Here is an 18,299-nt window from a genome sequence, read left to right on the forward strand (position 1 = left end):
ATACGAATAAGCGCTATGTCGTCGTTTCAATTTTAAGTGTTATAAGGCTAATGTGCGAAGATATATACCAAATCAGCATGACGCTACCAAAAAATAACGCTCAATAAACCATACTATTACTATAGTGAATCACTGTTTTATGAAAAAACCAACGTCCAAATCGATAAATAACTGGCTACAAACTTTACTAAAAACGTGGCCTATTGCGAATACTACTAATGTTTGGGCACATTGCGCCAGTGTCGGATTTTTTGGTTTTTTATCCATCTTTCCAGCGATGGCGGTGTTTGTGCTGATTTATGGTCTCGTATTTTCACCTGTTGAGATGCAGGAGCACATCTCCATTTTGCGTCCGTTTATACCTGATACAGTATACGAAGTCCTTAATTCGCGCCTAAGCGAGTTGGTCTCTAATACCAAATCCACGCTGACGTTTAGTCTGATCGTATCGACCTTACTTGCCCTTTATGCTGGCTCCAAAGGCATCAAATCTTTAATTGCCCTTGTCAATCTCGCTTTTCATATCACCCAAGAGCGCAGCTTCATACAAGGCACGATTCGAGCAGTGAGCCTGACCTTTGGTGCGGTAGTCGTCTTGATGATAGCGGTGTCTTCTATTGCTATTATCCCTGTAGCAGCGAATTATTTCCCCTTCCCTCAAGTGGCTGAAACGGTTGCACTGTGGGCCAGATGGCCTGTATTAGCGGGTATTATCTTTTTAAGCTTTTTAGGTCTCTATCGCCTAGCACCAAATCGTGATGCCGTTGCACTAAAAAAACTGGTTCCAGGAGCAACGCTCGCGACCGTTCTTTGGATTATATTGTCCGTATTGTTTTCGATTTATGTGCAAAACTTCAACAACTATAGTGCTGAATTTGGGGCGCTGTCAGCGGCGGTGGTCATTATGCTTTGGCTGTATTATTCGGCATTTATCGTCGCTTTTGGTGCGATTTTTAATTCTGAAGCCATAGACAATGCCAAACCTTATGCTGTTCGAGTGTACTAATCATAAATCCTTTGTTCTCAACTTTGCTGCTTTAGGAATCACACCGTCATGACTGAATTTCCAAACGAATCAGACAACTTAAATAAATCAGTTGATTCAACCGAGTCAGTGACCTCTCGAGATGCAAAAGCTTCCGTCGATCCAGTAGAAAATGTATCTGGTGGGTCTGACGCTCCAGAGCAATCTGTACCCGCTTATAGTCGTGGTAACGCAAAAGCTGATAAATCTGCTCGTATGAAAAAGATATTGCTCATACTGTTTGTACTAGGTGTTCTTGGTGCAATTGCATACGGTTTATATAAAAGCAATCAGCATAGTGAGCCAGAAGTCATTACGCTTCAAGGGCAGATGCAAATGCAGCAAACCTCTATCGCTGCAAAGGTAGCAGGCCGCATTGCTAACATTATGGTGACAGAAGGTGATACGGTTACGGTGGGTCAACAACTCATCGAAATGGATTCGCCTGAGATTAATGCCAAGATCAACCAAGCACGTGCTGGTAAGCAAATCGCACAAAGCCAATTGGACAAAGCAGAAAACGGAGCACGCCCGCAAGAGATCGCTCAAGCCAAAGCCGCTTGGCAAGCCAATAAGGCGGCGTCTGATTTGGCAGAAAACACCTATCAACGTGTCAATCGCCTGTATGAAGAAGGATTAATGGCACGGCAAAAACGCGATGAGGCTTACGCGCAATACCTAGCCACTCAAGACCAAACTGAAGCCGCACGTTTGCAATATGATTTGGCATTAGAAGGTGCTCGCAGTGAAGACAAATCAGCGGCTACCGCTCAAGTCGCACAAGTTGATGCCCAGCTAGATGAAGCACTAGCAGCAAAAGAAGAGGCCAATCTAAAGAGCCCTATTGCCGGTATTGTGGACAATGTCATTGTTAGTGCTGGAGAAGTCATCGGTCAAGGCGTTCCTTTGCTGACATTGGTAGATACCAGTGACCAATGGGTAGTGCTCAATGTCACTGAGTCTTATTTAAACCAGTTCGCTATTGGTCAGACATTTACAGGTACTATTCCCGCATTGTCATCAGCAGATAAGCCTTATAACAAACAGTTCACTGTTTATGCGACATCAACCTTATCTGATTTTGCTACTTGGCGACCGACCAATAATGATGATGGTTTTGATGTGCGTACCTTTGAGGTTAAAGCACGACCATCCACGCCCGATACTCGCATTCGCTCAGGAATGAGTGTGGTTGTGCATATTAATCCTACCAATCAGAACCAAGAGTAAGCCATGCACTTGACTAAGTTAAGTGAGGCTTTTTTACGTAGCGCCGCTTACGAGCGCCGTTTTTTAGCCAAAAACCATTGGGACCTTAGTATGGTGGTATGGATACCACTAGCCACAGTGCTGCTGATTTGGTGGATATTTTCACAGACTCAGATTACTGATTTACCCATTGGAGTGATCGATCAGGACAATAGTACTGTCGCCAATACTACCGTACGTTACTTAGAAGCCAGTCCTACGCTTACGGTTAGACAGCTTTATTATTCACAAGCGGATGCAGAAGCCGCAATCTTGCAACGTGATATTTATGCGGTTGTCATCATTCCTGAGGACTTTTCGCGTAATATTTTGTCTAACAAGCCTGCCCCTTTAGTCCTACAAGTAAACGCCCAGTACGGCACGCACTCTGGCATTATTCAAACGGCTGTCCAAGCAGTCGCTAGCACGTTGTCCGCAGGGGTAGAGATCAAACGATTAATAAAGCAAGGCGTAGGGACGTCGCAAGCCATGACTGCTTACTCGCCTATCAGTATCCAGCGTATTAGTTTGTTCAATGCTGCAACCAATTATCAGCAGTTTTTGGCATCGACCGTCATACCTGCACTACTACATATATTAGCGATGGTCGTCGGGGCAACTACCATTGGTCGCGAGCTGCGCGATAAAAATATTGGTCGCTGGTATCGCTTTATCAGTACAGGTACGCCTGACTTAGCCTTGGTTAAATCCTCTAAAAAAGCAGCTGCGCTGAATACCACACAAGATAGCACCAATAACACTGCACCATCATCAGACTCAAAAACGCCCAATTCTGTCAGTATGTCAGTATTGCTATCCGGTCTATTAGGCAAGTATTTTTGGCCAATATTGGCCTATAGCTTATGGTCAGCTTTGGTGTTGTGGCTTGTAACGTCGAACCAAAATATAAGCATTGGGTCAATCATCGCAGTATATATCGGCCTGTTATGCCTGATGATACTGTCATTCTGGCTTGGTGCTATTTTTACTTTGAACTCCTTTTCACTGCGTATGGGTTTGTCAACCACTGGTTTTATTTCAGCGCCTTCTTATGCCTTTGCTGGTGTGACCTTTCCTTATATTGCAATCAGTGATAGCGCGCAATACTGGTCGAATGCATTGCCACTGACACATTACCTCAAGCTGCATATTGCCCAGTTACAAATGCAAGCGCCGCTTGCTATATCTCTACCCATTGTCTATGGTTTAGCGGTTGCTACCATGATAGCCATGCTACTTGCAGCCTTATTGACCAAACGCGCATTGGCGCATCCTGAACGTTGGGGAGCACGCTAATGTCCGCACAATCAAATATCAAGCGCAAAGAGCCTCAATCAGCCATCGCTCCAGCATCTCAAACATTTTGGACAAGCTTTATTCAAACTTTCAAAGATGTCTTTGGGGATAAAGGCGTACTTTTGATGTTGATTATTGCCCCGATTATCTATGGGTTTTTCTATCCTTGGCCCTACTCAACTGAAGTGGTCAACCATGTACCAGTGGGTATTGTTGATTATGACAATAGTAACTTGTCACGCACGCTCGCCCGTTATGCAAGTGCCAGCCCATATCTAGATACTGAGCACTTTATCAATGAACAAGCGGCCAAAGAAGCCATATGGTCCGATCAAATTGCAGGCTATATGGTGATTCCAAGCGGCCTTGAAGAACAAGTCATGTCAGGGCAGCAAGCATATGTCAGCGTCCTCGGCAATGGCGGCTACTTTATTTTAAATAAGAACGTTCAATTGGGATTCTCTAAAGCAGTTGGTACCGTATCAGCGGGGATCAAGGTAAAGAAAAATATCGCGAAAGGCGCTTATGCACCCACCGCAGCACGGAGTGCTCAAGCGGTACCACTACAAATCATGCCACTTTATAATCAAACTGAAGGCTACGGTGCCTACGTCGTGCCAGCCGTCTCCATCATTATCTTACAACAGACACTGTTGATGGCGACCGCCATGCTGATTGGCACTTGGTATGAACAGCGGCGTCATGCTGCAAGTGTACGCGGTTGGCTCGGACGTATCGCAGCGTTGAGCACGCTAAGCTTTATCATTGGCTGTTTTTATTATGGCTGGACTTTTGAGCTGCATCATTATCCACGTGGGCAAAATATGCTTGGAACGCTATTGTTTTTAGCACTGTTTTGTCCGACAGTCGCAACGCTCGGCTGCGTGCTCGGATTATGGTTCCGGCAGCGTGAACGCAGTATGCAGATCTTAATCTTTATTTCACTACCGATATTTTTCTTAAGTGGCTATCCATGGCCAGCCGACCAGTTGCCTCAAATATTACAAATAATACGCTGGATCGTACCGACTACTCCTGCGATCAACACCTCTGTACAGCTTAACCAAATGGGTGCAAGCCTTTCTCAAGTGGCCATAGGGTTTTATGCATTGGCTGGCTTGTGGTTGCTCTATTTTGTTTTATTGCTATTTTTACGCAAGCGTATTCCGCAAAAAAGAGCCTACTTATAAATCTTCAAATTAATTCAATCTATGAGCATAAAAAAAGCGCCTACTAATGTTAGTAGGCGCTTTTTTATTTATACGATATAAACAGCGACGGTTTAAAACACTCGGTTCAAACCATTCAATGCTGCCACACGGTATGCTTCTGCCATCGTTGGATAGTTAAAGGTCGTATTTACAAAGTACTCAAGCGTATTGTTACTCTTACACTTCATCACTGCTTGACCAATATGAATAATCTCTGACGCGTGGTTGCCGTAGCAATGAATGCCTAAAATCTCCAACGTATCACGATGGAACAATATCTTTAATACGCCTGAGCGTTCACCGATGATTTGTGCACGTGCCAAATGTTTGAAGAACGCTTGACCCACTTCATACGGAACTTTCTCATCCGTTAGCTCTTGCTCTGTTTTGCCGATACAAGAGATTTCAGGAATGGTATAGATACCAGTTGGTACACTAGATACTGGCTCAGCATCACTATCACCGACCATAAATGCAGCAGCACAGCGACCTTGGTCATAGGCAGCAGAGGCTAGTGATGGCCAGCCGATTACGTCACCAGCAGCATAGATATTGTCGACGTCCGTACAGTAAGTATCATCTACTTTTAACTGACCACGGCCGTTTGCTTTTAGCCCAATGGCTTCTAAGTTTAAGCCTTCAGTATTACCTGAGCGACCATTTGACCAAAGAATGGCATCAGATTTGATACGCTTACCGCTCTTTAAATGCAACACCACATAATCATCATGAGTCTCAAGATGATCAATCTCTTCGTTACTACGGATAAGCACACCGAACTGTCTAAAGTCATGCGCGATGGCATCACTGATTTCGCTGTCTAAGTAATTGAGCAACTGATCTTGGTTATTGATTAAATCAACTTTGTAGCCAAGACCGGTAAAGATAGACGCGTACTCACAGCCAATCACCCCTGCACCATAAATGATGATTTTTTTGACCACATAATCCATTTGTAGGATTTTGTCAGAGTCAAAGACGCGTGGGTGATCGAAGTCTAGAATATCCGGACGGTAAGGACGACTACCGACAGTGATGATGGCTTTATTGAAAGTAATCGTTTCGTAGACATTGTCATCGACTTCAATGCGTAGCGTATGAGCGTCAATGAAACTTGCCCAGCCTTGAATGACTTCGATACGGTTGCGCTCATAAAAACGTGTGTGCGTACTGACTTGACGACGAATTACTTGACGCGCCTTAGCCAATACTTCATTTAGCGGAACTTGCTTATACTCCATCGCTTTGGTAAACATCGGGTCGCGACGGAAATTAATTAAGTTAAATACTGATTGGCGCAGTGCTTTACTTGGAATGGTACCGACATGAGTAGAGTTACCACCTACCTGATCTCGCGGATCAACGACCACCACTCTTTTACCAGATTTGGTCAGCTTCATGGCAGCGGCTTCACCAGCAGGGCCCGCCCCTAAAACAACCGCATCATACTCATACTCGTGATCGTCACTTTTTAGTCGACGAGAATCTTTGGTAAATCCAGATTTGATATCAATACGAGTGTCATCAAGCGGGTTGATGAGATCAGGGTGATGCATGATATCTTCAGTGACCTGCTCATGAGTCTGCTCGATTTTCTGTTTTGTGTCTTTACCTTCAGTATGTTCAGGATTGGGCGAACGACCATTAGATTTATTCGATACTTCAGTATGGACGTCTTTACCAGTATCATTGGTTGCGTCACTTATATTCTTACTTACCATCATGTCCTCTTTATATATTGTTTGCTCTATTAATATCTATGTGCACGAGTTAATATTTTTAATATTCAAGCAACTTAGTAAAGTTGTCCTCACCATAAGGCATGAATATACTTTTTACAAACTTGATGACGATTACATATTATAAAATTAATAGTCCATTACCCAATGCGGCGTTTAAGACCTGTCATCTGTAAAATACGCGTCGCAATTTCTTCAACAGACATCTCTGATACATCTAAGCTTGGGATACCGTGCGTGATATAAATTCCCTGTATCGCGCGCTGTTCTTGCTGGCATTGCTGATAACTTGAGTAACGACTGCCCGCACGGCGCTCTTGACGGATTTTTACCAAGCGATCGGTATCAATGAGCAAACCAAACAGTTTGTCTTTATGCTCACGGAGCGCTTTTGGTAGTTGATTGTCGTATAGATCATCTTCGGTCAAAGGATAGTTAGCGGCTCGGATACCAAATTGTAATGCTAAATATAAAGAAGTCGGCGTCTTACCAGATCGTGACACACCCACCAAAATAATATCTGCTGCATTATAATGACGAGTACGCGCCCCATCATCATTGTCTAAGGCGAAATGGACTGCATCGATACGCTCTTTGTATGTCTCAGAATCAACATCATCATGCGCATGACCTGAATGACCATCTGGCTCTACGCCAGTCTCTTCTGCAACGCGGCCAATCAACCCTTCGTACATATCCAAATTACAGCTGTGTGCTGAATTGATTTTTTCGCGAATCTCTGGATTGACGATCGTATCAAACACCAACGGCAACGACCCATCACGTTGATACGCCATGTTGATTTGCTCCACAGCATCGTCAGCACGCTCTAAGCTATCGACGTATGGCAACACTCTTGTCTCAAAAGGGACGGAGGCAAACTGACTTAAAATAGCGCGTCCGAGAGTCTCAGCCGTAATTGCGGTGCCATCTGAGATAAAAAATGCCGTTCTGATGGCTTGTGAGCTGTCCAAGTTTAACGCATGACGATTTTGGATAGTGGACTTGACTTGTTCAGATGGATTGCTTGAGTACATAACGTTGACACCTCGGTTGAAAACTCAATAATGATCTTCATTTCATTTTTAGTATTGATCTAATAGCATTTATCTAACTTTGGCTGCCTTATCTCTTTTAAATACAGAACGATGGCAGCGCTGCTATTGCACATTTATATAGCCATATACATCACTTATCTATCCGCTACATTATACGCATATTAGCACCCTAATAGAAATCAATGTTACAGGTGTACACTTAGAGACTCATGCTGTTTTAAGTTCACACATCACCCCTAATTTGTGGTCAGTTATCTGCTGTTGATATCACATGCCGTATATAAAGGTAGAAATTTCGCGAATAATTCAAATAAACCTGCTTTAGACATGTTTATTTTTAACCTAATTAGCAGTTATTAATACATATCATCATCTCTACTACTGATATTTTTTATCTTGCTAAAGGTAATATCTTTAGAAACTTGCCTTAATTTATATGGCAATTCCTACAATTTGTGTATTTTTAACAAGTTTTTTGGTAAAACCCCTCGAATTCCTCCTAATATGGCGGTATAATTCACCGTTATAATCTTTACTAAATAACCTTATTTTCTGGAGTTATCATGGCAGCGCAATCTACAGCACTTGTAATCAATCTTGATCAGCTAGGAAAAGACGACATCGAAATGGTTGGTGGCAAGAATGCCTCACTTGGTGAGATGATCAGCCATCTTTCTGATTTAGGCGTTAGTGTTCCAGGCGGCTTTGCCACCACTTCAAATGCATTCAATCGCTTTTTGACAGAAACAGGTTTACTAGAAAAAATCAACAGTGAGCTAAACACATTGGACGTCAATGATGTTAATAAGCTTGCGGCGACTGGTAAAAAAATCCGTACGTGGATTATCGAGCAAGAACTGCCAAAAGATCTTGAGCAAGAAGTACGCGAATCATTTGAAACCATGAGCGGCGGCGAAGACATCGCTGTTGCTGTACGCTCTTCTGCGACTGCTGAAGATTTGCCAGATGCGTCATTTGCTGGTCAACAAGAAACTTTCTTGAACATTCGCGGTATTGATAACGTCCTAATTGCTATTAAAGAAGTATTTGCCTCGCTATACAACGACCGTGCCATCTCTTACCGTGTACACAAAGGTTTTGAGCACGAAGGCGTTGCACTATCTGCTGCCGTACAGCGTATGGTACGTTCAGAGACTGGTGCGGCTGGTGTTATGTTCACGCTAGATACCGAAAGCGGTTTTGATCAAGTCGTGTTCATCACATCAAGCTATGGCCTAGGTGAAATGGTTGTACAGGGCGCGGTTAACCCAGATGAATTCTACATCTCAAAACGTCTGCTAGCCGATGGTAAGCCTTCTGTTATCCGTCGTAACCTAGGCAGCAAGCACAAGAAAATGGTTTATGGTGATGAAGGCAGCACCGCAAAATCAGTGAAAACGGTCGATGTTGAAAAACAAGATCGCATGCAGTTCTCTTTATCTACTGAAGAGCTGACCTCTCTTGCCAAGCAAGCGGTCACGATCGAGCAGCATTATGGCCACGCGATGGATATCGAATGGGCAAAAGACGGTGACAGCGGTGAAATCTTTATCGTTCAGGCACGTCCTGAAACCGTTAAGAGCCGTCAAGACAGCAATGTCATGGAGCGTTATGTCATCGACACGACTGGGGCAAAAGTATTGTGTGAAGGTCGTTCAATCGGTCAGCGCATCGGTTCAGGTAAAGTCCGTATCGTTACTCACCTAAACGAGATGGACAAAGTAGAAGAAGGCGATGTTCTTGTATCTGACATGACTGATCCAGATTGGGAACCAGTCATGAAGCGCGCTTCTGCCATCATTACCAACCGTGGTGGTCGTACGTGTCACGCAGCGATTATCGCGCGTGAGCTAGGTGTGCCAGCCATCGTTGGTTGTGGTAACGCCACTGAGCTATTGGTTGACGGTCAAGAAGTGACTGCATCTTGTGCTGAAGGCGACACTGGTTTTATTTATGAAAGCCAGATTGATTTTGAAGTGCAGACTAACTCTGTTGAATCTATGCCAGAGCTTGCATTCAAAGTCATGATGAACGTTGGTAACCCAGATCGCGCCTTCTCATTCACCCAAATGCCAAACGAAGGTATTGGTCTTGCGCGTCTTGAGTTCATTATCAACCGTATGATTGGTGTGCATCCAAAAGCGCTACTAAACATGAACAGCTTGCCACGTGAGATCTCACAAGCCATTCAAGAGCGTATCGCAGGCTATGCCTCACCTGTTGACTTTTATGTTGATAAATTGGTTGAAGGTATCTCAACCCTAGCCGTTGCCTTTATGGATCAGCCAGTTATCGTTCGTATGTCAGATTTCAAATCAAACGAATATGCCAACTTGCTTGGTGGTAAGCTGTATGAGCCATCAGAAGAGAACCCAATGCTTGGTTTCCGCGGTGCTAGCCGTTATGTCTCTGATAACTTCCGTGACTGTTTTGAGCTTGAGTGTAAAGCGCTAAAACGTGTTCGTGATGAGATGGGCTTGACCAACGTTGAGATTATGATTCCATTCGTCCGCACCACTGGCGAAGCGGCACAAGTGATCGAGTTACTTGAGAAAAACGGTCTAAAACGCGGTGAAAATGGTCTGCGCATCATCATGATGTGTGAGCTACCCACCAACGCGCTATTAGCAGAAGAGTTCCTAGAGTACTTCGATGGTTTCTCAATCGGCTCTAACGATTTGACTCAGTTGACGCTTGGTCTTGATCGTGACTCAGGTATCGTCTCACATCTATTTGATGAGCGTGACCCTGCGGTTAAGAAATTGCTCACTATGGCTATCGACGCTTGCCGTAAGCAAAACAAATATGTCGGCATCTGTGGTCAGGGCCCATCAGACCATCCAGATCTAGCGTTCTGGCTAATGGAGCAAGGTATCAGCTCGGTATCATTGAACCCTGATTCTGTGCTAGATACTTGGTTCTTCCTAGCTGGTGAAGAAGCAAAGTAAACCGTTACGTTCAGTCGAAGCGGTAACTCACACAGTCATTAAAGATACCACTATTAGGGTCTATTTGATTTTTTCAAATAGACCCTAATATAATGTCTTAAGACATGACTAACTATGCAGGCAATTATGCAGATTTTCCTTGCTCGAAATAACGTACAAGCTGGTCCATACAATTTGGAACAGCTTAATATCATGCTGGCATCAGGTGAAGTATTGCTTGATGATTTAATCTGGCATGAAGGCTTAGATCAGTGGCAGCGCGTAGGAAATGTGACCAATAATCAAACGGTTTATCGGCCGACTGGTGCCACTACCCCTGATGCGAATGATTCTATTATCAATAATGTGACTGTCTTTCCTGAGGAGACGACCAGTAGTGCTAAAGATAATAACTCAGTATCATTAGATAGACTATATGGCAAGCCTGAACGTTCTAAAAATGTGAAGGCCGATATGACGACCAATCGTCATCAGACGCCGCACAACAATGTATCATTAAGCAAGCCGACTATTAAGAAGGCTGCCACAGATAAAGATAAAACCGTTGGCAACGTGGTACTTGCCCCGATTATGTCGCGAGTATTGGCGACTGCGCTTAATGGGCTGCTGTATGTATTGGCCATATTGCCATTAGTAATGGCATTGACCAAAATGGATGTGGACTATACCAAATTCCAAAACATTCAAGATATGGATGCTGCTTATCAATACTCAATGACATTGATGGAAAGCCTTCCTAGTAGCACGCTCATGATGTCGCAAGTCATGGTTTTTGGCTTGTTTGCACTGCAGCTGGTATTTATCACCATGCGTGGTCAATCACTAGGCAAAGTAATCACTGGTATTCGAGTGGTGGATCAGACCACACATCGTCTACCCTCGTTTATTAAGCTTGTCGGCACACGTACATTACTGTTGTTTATTATCTATAATCTACTGTTTTCGTTTACTAGCTTTTTAGGTTTTGTGATTATTGCCATTCATTATTACATGGCATCAAAAAGCACTGAAAATATTGGTTGGCATGACAAACTTGCCAAAACCTTAGTGGTCAAAGCTGACAGCAGTCAACTGGTAAAGAAATCAAAATCTGAGTAAATGTTTTTTAACCATATAATTCATAATAGTCATAAAAAAGCTGCGTATGATCGCAGCTTTTTTATTGAGTAAACACAATAATTATATGATTTCTCAACTTTATTGACAGCCGCTTGGTTATTAACCTTTGTGTTAATCGCCAAGTACTGTTATAATACGGCGCTTTATAAACTAAGCTTATTTCTTACTATATTTTTAAGAACGTGGGCTTACCTTATAAATCTCCTTGCTATTAACATAGGGTTAATAGCTACTAATCCGTAAGGAGTCATAATGCGACATTACGAACTGGTGTTACTTGTACACCCAGACCAAAGCGACCAAGTGGTTGGCATGGTTGAGCGCTACATCAAGTTAGTTCAAGACAACAACGGTGTTATCCATCGTCTAGAAGATTGGGGCCGTCGTCAACTGGCTTATCCAATCAACAAGATTCACAAAGCTCATTACGTTCTTTTCAACATTGAAACTGACGGCGAGACTTTGGCTGAACTTGAAGAATTATTCCGCTATAACGACGCGATCATTCGTAGTCTAGTTATGCGCCGTGACGAAGCTGTCACTGAAGAGTCGCAGTTAGCCAAGAATGCCGATGAAAAACGCGCACGCAAAGCAACTACTCGTCGTCCAGACAATCGTGAAAACGATAATGACGACAACGACAACAGTGAAGACTAATTAAAGGAGAATACTCATGGCACGTTTCTATCGCCGTCGCAAATTCTGCCGTTTCACTGCTGAAGGCATCACTCACATCGACTATAAAGATGTTGAATTGCTAAAACAGTACATTAGTGATAATGGCAAAATCGTACCAAGCCGTATTACCGGTACGTCTACTAAATATCAGCGTCAACTAGCGACTGCTATCAAGCAAGCTCGTTATTTATCGCTACTTCCATACACTGATAACCATCAAGGTTAACCGCTAACTAGGAATGACTCATGCAAATTATTTTGTTACAGCGTATCGTCAACCTTGGTAAACTCGGTGAAACTGTCGATGTAAAACCAGGTTACGGTCGTAACTTTCTTATCCCTCAAGGCCGCGCTCTACCTGCGACTAAAGCTAATATTGAAAAGTTCGAAGCACGTCGTGCTGAGCTTGAAGCTGAAGAAGCAAAAGAGATCGCAGTTGCTCAAGAGCGTGCTGATGCACTAACTGACGTTAATGTTATCATGCGTGCGAAATCAGGTGACGAAGGCAAGCTATTCGGCTCTATCGGTACTCGTGATATCGCTGAAGCATTGACTAACTCAGGTCTAGAAGTAGACCGTGCTGAAATCAAGCTACCTGAAGGCACTCTACGTCAAGTTGGCGAATACAATGTTGATATTCAGCTACACCATGACGTTACTGCTAGCATCTTAGTTACTATTCTTTCTGAAGATGGTAACAACGAAGATTCAGCTGACGAAGAAGAAGCTGACGAAGATTATTCTGAAGAGTAATCTTTCAGATAGTTAGACTCAGTCTATAAAAAAGCCAGTGACCTTGTGTTGCTGGCTTTTTTTATGTCGATATTTTATACATGTGATCATAATACTTTCGCATTACATCAGAGTTTTCTTGATGCCTTGTAAGTATCAGTCGATTACTAAAAGCTGTATTCAATACTATTTGTTAGCATGATATCTTGCAGTAACTAATTGCAACAACTCACTTAAAAACGCTATACCAACCAACAAGATACTGTCTATATAATTGTATTCGCCATAACGAGTAGAGTTCATGCTCTATTTTTATACTTTTCGTTGATAGAGTACTTTAATATGACCAACACTGATGAAATAAACACTGACGATAAACTACTTTGTGTCAAAGGTAACGATTTCTATTCAGAGGGTGAGATCTATACGGTAGGTAGAATCGTTAATGATAAATACTTTCAAATACTGACCAGCGGCGATAATGATCACTGGTATGCAACGCTAGATGATAAAGGTATCTACGTAAGCTTCGATTCTATGATAGCCACTGACAATAAAGCGTTCTTCGATAAGATTGCTTAGATTGGAATTTATATAAAAACTCATCTTGAACAAATAAAATAAGCGATACTTTATAAAAGACTGGCCATCTATAGTGGTCAGTCTTTTTTTAGTGAAAAACCTTGGTTAAATGCGGTTTGAAAATCGAAAAAGCGATAACTCTGTAAGCACAAGAATGCCACTACTCTCATCAGAAAATGTTCATATCGCCATAACAAACAGCATCTCTTTGACAAATGTATTTCCTAGTGACGCCTATTTGCTATAAAATATGCCCCTTCAAAATTTCGTATCGTTATTGATGCCTGTTTGCGTGAATAACTCATTAAGATATAAACCATATTGAGACAGTGATGATTGTATTTTGGCTTGTGCTGACCATTCTTTTTATTATTTTCGCTACCGCAAAATTAAAGTGGCATCCTTTTTTAGTGTTAATTTTGTCCGCTTTTTTGGTCGCACTATTTTATCAAGTACCACTTAATACGGTCGCAAAAACGATCTCTGATGGTTTCGGTGGTATCTTAGGTTATATCGGTCTTGTTATCGTATTTGGTACGATTATTGGCTTAATCCTTGAAAAAACGGGTGCTGCTATCGTAATGGCAGAGTCAGTCATCAAAGTACTAGGGCCACGCTTCCCTACTTTGACCATGTCTATCGTCGGTGCTGTCGTTTCGATACCTGTATTTTGTGACTCTGGCTATATTATCTTGAACTCTCTAAAAGAGTCTTTGGCTGAGCGCCTACATGTATCAAGTGTCGCGATGAGTATTGCCTTGGCCACTGGTCTATATGCTACCCATACCTTTGTACCGCCGACCCCAGGCCCAATCGCGGCGGCAGGTAACTTAGGTCTAGAGTCCAATTTAGGTTTGGTTATCATGGTTGGTGTGGTCGTGACAGCAGTTGCTGTACTGGCTGGCTGGTGGTGGTCTAATCGCTTTCTTAACGCGACTCCTGATAATATCAATGCGGTAGACGCTCCAGCAGCCATGCCTGAAGGAATGAAGACTCGTGACGATTATAGTCATCTGCCTTCAGCGACAATGGCGTTTTTACCTATCATTGTTCCTATCATATTAATCTGCCTGTCTTCGGTTGCTAACTTCCCAAGCGCACCGTTCGGTAGTGGTACGCTAGCAGAGATTTTAATATTCATTGGTAACCCATTGACTGCGCTACTTATCGGTTTGTTCTTATCGTTTTTCTTGATTAAATCAAGCCAAAAAACGCAAGAAATCAGCGATAGTATCTCGCAAGGTTTGGTAGTAGCAGCCCCTATCCTATTGATCACTGGTGCTGGTGGCGCATTTGGTGCCATGCTAAAAGTGACGCCGATTGGCGATTATCTAGGTTCGACGCTATCTGCTTTGGGTTTAGATATTTTTATGCCATTTATCGTCTCTGCTGCGCTAAAAACAGCACAAGGCTCGACCACAGTGGCATTGGTTACGACTTCTGCTATGGTTGCCCCACTATTGAGTCAGATCGGCCTAGACAGTGAACTTGGACGCGTGTTCTGCGTGATGGCAATTGGTGCTGGTGCCATGACCATCTCACATGCCAATGACAGCTTCTTTTGGATTGTTAGCCAGTTCAGTCGCATGAGCGTGGCACAAGCGTACAAAGCTCATTCAATGGCCACTGGTATCCAAGGTGTGACTAGCATCGTATTTATCTGGTTGTTGACGCTAGTGTTTATCTAATACATAAGAGTGGGTATTTCTACAGACGTTTATTTGGCTATTGCTAAGTAAACGTTTTAAAACATGACACTATCGCAATGTTCGTGTCATTACGATATTCAAAGAGAGCCGTATGAAAATTTTGATCGCCCCTGACTCATTTAAAGAAAGTTTAGAAGCACTGGATGTGTGCCATGCTATTCAATCTGGTTTTAGCACAGTGTTTCCAGATGCTGACTATAAGCTACTGCCAATGGCTGATGGCGGCGAAGGGACTTCAGCAGTATTGTCTTATGTATTGGGCGGGCGCTGGAAAGAAGTCAGAGTACATGATCCGTTGATGAGACCGATTACGGCAAAGTATCTGTTATTGCCTGACGCAACTGCGGTTATCGAAGTGGCTCAAGCGTGTGGATTGCATCTACTGACAGCTGATGAGCGTAATCCCGTTATTGCGAGTAGCTATGGTGTTGGGGAGCTGATCGAAGATGCATTAGCAGAAGGTGCTAAGCGTATCGTTATCGGTTTAGGTGGTAGCGCAACCAATGATGCAGGCCTTGGCATGCTCATGGCGCTAGGCATCACATTTCATGATATAAATGACAGCTTACTCACTCATGGTGGTGGCGCACTTGCCAACTTGCATAAGCTCGATAATACTAGCCTTCATGCAAAGATATCAGACACGGTATTTGAAGTTGCTTGTGATGTGACCAATCCACTCTGTGGTCTACTTGGGGCGAGCGCGGTATTTGGCCCACAAAAAGGCGCTTGTCCAAAGCAAGTCGATACATTAGATAAAGCGCTCAGTCACTTTGCTACCATATGTGGACAGCATGGCTACGAAGACTGTCAATACGTTGAAGGCGCTGGCGCTGCTGGTGGTCTTGGGTATGCGATGATGACGTTCTTTAAAGCTCAGCTAAAGTCAGGCTTTGATACAGTTGCCGAAGTGTCTCACCTGTCACAGCATATCGCAGAGGCTGATCTCGTCATCACTGGCGAAGGTAAGCTCGATGCGCAAACCGCCATGGGTAAAGTGGCAGGCGGCATCAGCCAAATCGCTAAGGCTAGCCGTACACCTGTCATCGCTATCTGCGGCAGCGTCGATGGACTAAAACCTGCTCAGACCAGTCAGTTCGATGTGGTTATGCCAAGTATCCAAAAAGTCGATACAATAGATAATGTGTTGGGCTCTGCTTATAACAATATTGAAACTACTGCTGCTAATATCGCTGCAAGTATCAAACTTGGGCAGACTTTAAAATAGTCGCAATCTATCAATAAGCCTCCTCCACTAAATGCGCAGCTATTGAGCGTTTTATTAACTCTTTGCTAGCTGTGCATGTATCATTCTTAACATGTCTATAGCCATTTTTTTACTTCGTCAATGACCGTATGCATTCTATTAGAAAGTGCCTGCTGTCGTCTGACTGCAAGATATAACGTCTCACTAACGGCAACTGGCAGATAATGACTGTTAATCAGCTCAGGCTTTGGATAAGCAGCCACTGCATGTGCTGGTAAAACAGTAAAACCTATTCCCCTGCTGACGGGCTCTAAGATTAACCCTATCTGATTCGAAAAGCCTTTTTTCTCAAAATCATTAATATGCTGGAATTGATCATAATTGGCAGTCAGTAGCATGCCTGCATGATGGGCACCATCTGGATGATCAATAAATCCAAGTTCGATAAGCTGTTCCCAACTAGGCTCTACTGTAGCCACAGGGGTTACTAGTATCAATGCTTCTTGAGCCATAGGCTTGCAGCTAACCGTTTCATCGTCTGAGATATCTGTCATAAAGCCAATATCAATCTCGTGATTTGCCAGCGCCCGCTCAATATCAGAATTTGGAGCAAAACGGTAATCAATCACTAGTTTTGGATGCTGTTGCTGTAGTGTCAAAAGCTGCGGATATAGTTTGAGGCCCACACTACCCGGTGACATCAAACGCACCAATCCTTCATAAGGCGGATCTTCACCGATTCGCTGTTCTAAATTTGATAATCGCTGCAGTATCTCGCCTGCTTCTTTATAAAGCTGCTCACCTGCATTGGTCAATGAGAACTGCTTTCCTTGACGAATCAACAAGTCCGTATCTAGTTGCTCCTCTAACTTACTTATGTGTTGGCTCACACCAGACTGCGTCATATATAGACGTTCAGCGGTACGGGTAAAGTGCCCAACTTCAGCAAGCGTGCAAAAGGTGCGTAGCCATGTGATATTTATCATTACGTTTCATACTTATTTATATAATATTTGATAATTTTACATAATCAATCCGTATTTGTATACTGGACTCACGTTAAACAAGCGTACAGCAAACAGGAGCACAAGCTATGAACAACGTTTATCCAAGAAGCTTTTCGCACATCGGTCTGTCAGTCCCTGACTTAGATGCCGCCGTAAAATTTTATACTGAAGTGATGGGTTGGTACACCATCATGGAACCAACTGAGATTGTCGAAGATGATAGCCCGATCGGTGAGATGTGTACTGAAGTATTCGGTGCAGGTTGGGGCAGTTTCCGCATCGCTCACTTATCTACTGGTGACCGTATCGGTGTTGAGATTTTTGAATTCAAGAATCAAGAAAACCCTGAAAACAACTTTGAATACTGGAAAACAGGTATCTTTCACTTCTGCGTTCAAGATCCAAATGTTGAAGAGTTGGCTGAGCGTATGGTTGCAGCAGGCGGCAAAAAGCGTATGGAAAAACCACGCTACTACTACCCTGGCGAAAAACCTTACCGCATGATCTATATGGAAGACCCGTTCGGTAATATTGTTGAAATTTATAGCCACAGCTACGAGCTTATCTATAGCGAAGGCGCATACTAAGCTCATCATAAATGCAGCTTATATCTAACTAAAAAACCAATAGCGTACTCATCACCTGAGTGCGCTATTTTTTTTGTGTGCTTTCTATGTGCTCCATCTATTGTATAGAATATGAGCCATGCTACTATTTATATAGTTTTATAAATAGTAGCAT

The 18,299-nt window shown here is 43.1% G+C and carries 16 protein-coding genes; 13 read left to right on the forward strand and 3 right to left on the reverse strand.

Going from position 1 to position 18,299, the window contains the following annotated elements:
* Nucleotides 1–139 precede the first annotated feature (139 nt).
* From ACTXGK_RS24685 to ACTXGK_RS24700, 4 genes are read left to right on the forward strand one after another with little or no spacing between them, the layout of a single operon-like run.
* Complete coding sequence (locus ACTXGK_RS24685) at nucleotides 140–1,006, forward strand: YihY/virulence factor BrkB family protein (protein ID WP_443515144.1); 867 nt, start codon at nucleotides 140–142, stop codon at nucleotides 1,004–1,006.
* A gap of 48 nt (nucleotides 1,007–1,054) precedes the next feature.
* A complete protein-coding gene (locus ACTXGK_RS24690) occupies nucleotides 1,055–2,254 on the forward strand; it encodes an HlyD family secretion protein (protein ID WP_443515142.1) in 1,200 nt (399 codons plus the stop codon).
* Between the two features lie 3 nt (nucleotides 2,255–2,257).
* Complete coding sequence (locus tag ACTXGK_RS24695; RefSeq protein ID WP_443515140.1) at nucleotides 2,258–3,568, forward strand: ABC transporter permease; 1,311 nt, start codon at nucleotides 2,258–2,260, stop codon at nucleotides 3,566–3,568.
* Nucleotides 3,568–4,758 (forward strand): ABC transporter permease, encoded by a 1,191-nt coding sequence (locus ACTXGK_RS24700; protein WP_443515138.1) that lies wholly within the window; start codon nucleotides 3,568–3,570, stop codon nucleotides 4,756–4,758. Before ACTXGK_RS24695 ends, ACTXGK_RS24700 begins: the two co-directional genes overlap by 1 nt.
* Before the next feature lie 92 nt (nucleotides 4,759–4,850).
* Here the strand turns inward: ACTXGK_RS24700 and sthA are convergent, their stop codons facing one another.
* Nucleotides 4,851–6,500, reverse strand: coding sequence for a Si-specific NAD(P)(+) transhydrogenase (gene sthA / locus ACTXGK_RS24705; protein ID WP_443515431.1), 1,650 nt, complete (start codon nucleotides 6,498–6,500; stop codon nucleotides 4,851–4,853).
* Nucleotides 6,501–6,658: 158 nt separating this feature from the next.
* Nucleotides 6,659–7,555: a phosphoenolpyruvate synthetase regulatory kinase/phosphorylase PpsR gene (ppsR, locus tag ACTXGK_RS24710; protein WP_371531258.1), complete on the reverse strand. Its 897-nt coding sequence runs from the start codon at nucleotides 7,553–7,555 to the stop codon at nucleotides 6,659–6,661.
* 584 nt (nucleotides 7,556–8,139) lie between these two features.
* Between ppsR and ppsA the strand changes: the two genes are divergently transcribed.
* The 8 genes from ppsA (at nucleotide 8,140) to ACTXGK_RS24750 (ending at nucleotide 16,572) form a co-directional block, all read left to right on the forward strand.
* Nucleotides 8,140–10,524 (forward strand): phosphoenolpyruvate synthase, encoded by a 2,385-nt coding sequence (ppsA, locus tag ACTXGK_RS24715; RefSeq protein ID WP_443515136.1) that lies wholly within the window; start codon nucleotides 8,140–8,142, stop codon nucleotides 10,522–10,524.
* Nucleotides 10,525–10,638: 114 nt separating this feature from the next.
* Nucleotides 10,639–11,622, forward strand: a complete 984-nt coding sequence (locus ACTXGK_RS24720) for an RDD family protein (protein WP_522910078.1) — start codon at nucleotides 10,639–10,641, stop codon at nucleotides 11,620–11,622.
* A gap of 273 nt (nucleotides 11,623–11,895) precedes the next feature.
* On the forward strand, nucleotides 11,896–12,300 hold the full coding sequence (gene rpsF, locus ACTXGK_RS24725; protein WP_101205443.1) for a 30S ribosomal protein S6: 405 nt from the start codon (nucleotides 11,896–11,898) through the stop codon (nucleotides 12,298–12,300).
* Nucleotides 12,301–12,316: 16 nt separating this feature from the next.
* The gene (gene rpsR, locus ACTXGK_RS24730) at nucleotides 12,317–12,547 is read left to right on the forward strand and encodes a 30S ribosomal protein S18 (RefSeq protein ID WP_010198808.1); all 231 of its coding nucleotides are present in this window, start codon (nucleotides 12,317–12,319) and stop codon (nucleotides 12,545–12,547) included.
* Nucleotides 12,548–12,567: 20 nt separating this feature from the next.
* Nucleotides 12,568–13,074, forward strand: coding sequence for a 50S ribosomal protein L9 (rplI, locus tag ACTXGK_RS24735; protein WP_201599665.1), 507 nt, complete (start codon nucleotides 12,568–12,570; stop codon nucleotides 13,072–13,074).
* Nucleotides 13,075–13,395: 321 nt separating this feature from the next.
* Nucleotides 13,396–13,635 (forward strand): hypothetical protein, encoded by a 240-nt coding sequence (locus ACTXGK_RS24740; RefSeq protein WP_443515132.1) that lies wholly within the window; start codon nucleotides 13,396–13,398, stop codon nucleotides 13,633–13,635.
* 332 nt (nucleotides 13,636–13,967) lie between these two features.
* A complete protein-coding gene (locus tag ACTXGK_RS24745) occupies nucleotides 13,968–15,323 on the forward strand; it encodes a GntP family permease (RefSeq protein ID WP_443515130.1) in 1,356 nt (451 codons plus the stop codon).
* A gap of 112 nt (nucleotides 15,324–15,435) precedes the next feature.
* The gene (locus ACTXGK_RS24750; protein WP_443515128.1) at nucleotides 15,436–16,572 is read left to right on the forward strand and encodes a glycerate kinase; all 1,137 of its coding nucleotides are present in this window, start codon (nucleotides 15,436–15,438) and stop codon (nucleotides 16,570–16,572) included.
* A 95-nt stretch (nucleotides 16,573–16,667) separates the two neighbouring features.
* On the opposite strand, the gene ACTXGK_RS24755 is transcribed toward ACTXGK_RS24750, so the two are convergent.
* The gene (locus tag ACTXGK_RS24755; RefSeq protein ID WP_443515127.1) at nucleotides 16,668–17,537 is read right to left on the reverse strand and encodes a LysR family transcriptional regulator; all 870 of its coding nucleotides are present in this window, start codon (nucleotides 17,535–17,537) and stop codon (nucleotides 16,668–16,670) included.
* 107 nt (nucleotides 17,538–17,644) lie between these two features.
* On the opposite strand from ACTXGK_RS24755, the gene ACTXGK_RS24760 reads away from it, so the two are divergent.
* The gene (locus tag ACTXGK_RS24760; RefSeq protein ID WP_101205448.1) at nucleotides 17,645–18,145 is read left to right on the forward strand and encodes a lactoylglutathione lyase family protein; all 501 of its coding nucleotides are present in this window, start codon (nucleotides 17,645–17,647) and stop codon (nucleotides 18,143–18,145) included.
* Nucleotides 18,146–18,299 lie beyond the last annotated feature (154 nt).

The sequence above is a fragment of the Psychrobacter sp. T6-5 genome (genome assembly GCF_052258485.2).
Taxonomy (GTDB): domain Bacteria; phylum Pseudomonadota; class Gammaproteobacteria; order Pseudomonadales; family Moraxellaceae; genus Psychrobacter.

What these genes read in the sequence shown, in the direction of transcription:
- ACTXGK_RS24685 (WP_443515144.1), top strand. Translation starts at nt 140, where the DNA reads ATGAAAAAACCAACGTCCAAATCGATAAATAACTGGCTACAAACTTTA.
- ACTXGK_RS24690 (WP_443515142.1), top strand. Translation starts at nt 1,055, where the DNA reads ATGACTGAATTTCCAAACGAATCAGACAACTTAAATAAATCAGTTGAT.
- ACTXGK_RS24695 (WP_443515140.1), top strand. Translation starts at nt 2,258, where the DNA reads ATGCACTTGACTAAGTTAAGTGAGGCTTTTTTACGTAGCGCCGCTTAC.
- ACTXGK_RS24700 (WP_443515138.1), top strand. Translation starts at nt 3,568, where the DNA reads ATGTCCGCACAATCAAATATCAAGCGCAAAGAGCCTCAATCAGCCATC.
- sthA (WP_443515431.1), bottom strand. Translation starts at nt 6,500, where the DNA reads ATGGTAAGTAAGAATATAAGTGACGCAACCAATGATACTGGTAAAGAC.
- ppsR (WP_371531258.1), bottom strand. Translation starts at nt 7,555, where the DNA reads ATGTACTCAAGCAATCCATCTGAACAAGTCAAGTCCACTATCCAAAAT.
- ppsA (WP_443515136.1), top strand. Translation starts at nt 8,140, where the DNA reads ATGGCAGCGCAATCTACAGCACTTGTAATCAATCTTGATCAGCTAGGA.
- ACTXGK_RS24720 (WP_522910078.1), top strand. Translation starts at nt 10,639, where the DNA reads ATGCAGGCAATTATGCAGATTTTCCTTGCTCGAAATAACGTACAAGCT.
- rpsF (WP_101205443.1), top strand. Translation starts at nt 11,896, where the DNA reads ATGCGACATTACGAACTGGTGTTACTTGTACACCCAGACCAAAGCGAC.
- rpsR (WP_010198808.1), top strand. Translation starts at nt 12,317, where the DNA reads ATGGCACGTTTCTATCGCCGTCGCAAATTCTGCCGTTTCACTGCTGAA.
- rplI (WP_201599665.1), top strand. Translation starts at nt 12,568, where the DNA reads ATGCAAATTATTTTGTTACAGCGTATCGTCAACCTTGGTAAACTCGGT.
- ACTXGK_RS24740 (WP_443515132.1), top strand. Translation starts at nt 13,396, where the DNA reads ATGACCAACACTGATGAAATAAACACTGACGATAAACTACTTTGTGTC.
- ACTXGK_RS24745 (WP_443515130.1), top strand. Translation starts at nt 13,968, where the DNA reads ATGATTGTATTTTGGCTTGTGCTGACCATTCTTTTTATTATTTTCGCT.
- ACTXGK_RS24750 (WP_443515128.1), top strand. Translation starts at nt 15,436, where the DNA reads ATGAAAATTTTGATCGCCCCTGACTCATTTAAAGAAAGTTTAGAAGCA.
- ACTXGK_RS24755 (WP_443515127.1), bottom strand. Translation starts at nt 17,537, where the DNA reads ATGATAAATATCACATGGCTACGCACCTTTTGCACGCTTGCTGAAGTT.
- ACTXGK_RS24760 (WP_101205448.1), top strand. Translation starts at nt 17,645, where the DNA reads ATGAACAACGTTTATCCAAGAAGCTTTTCGCACATCGGTCTGTCAGTC.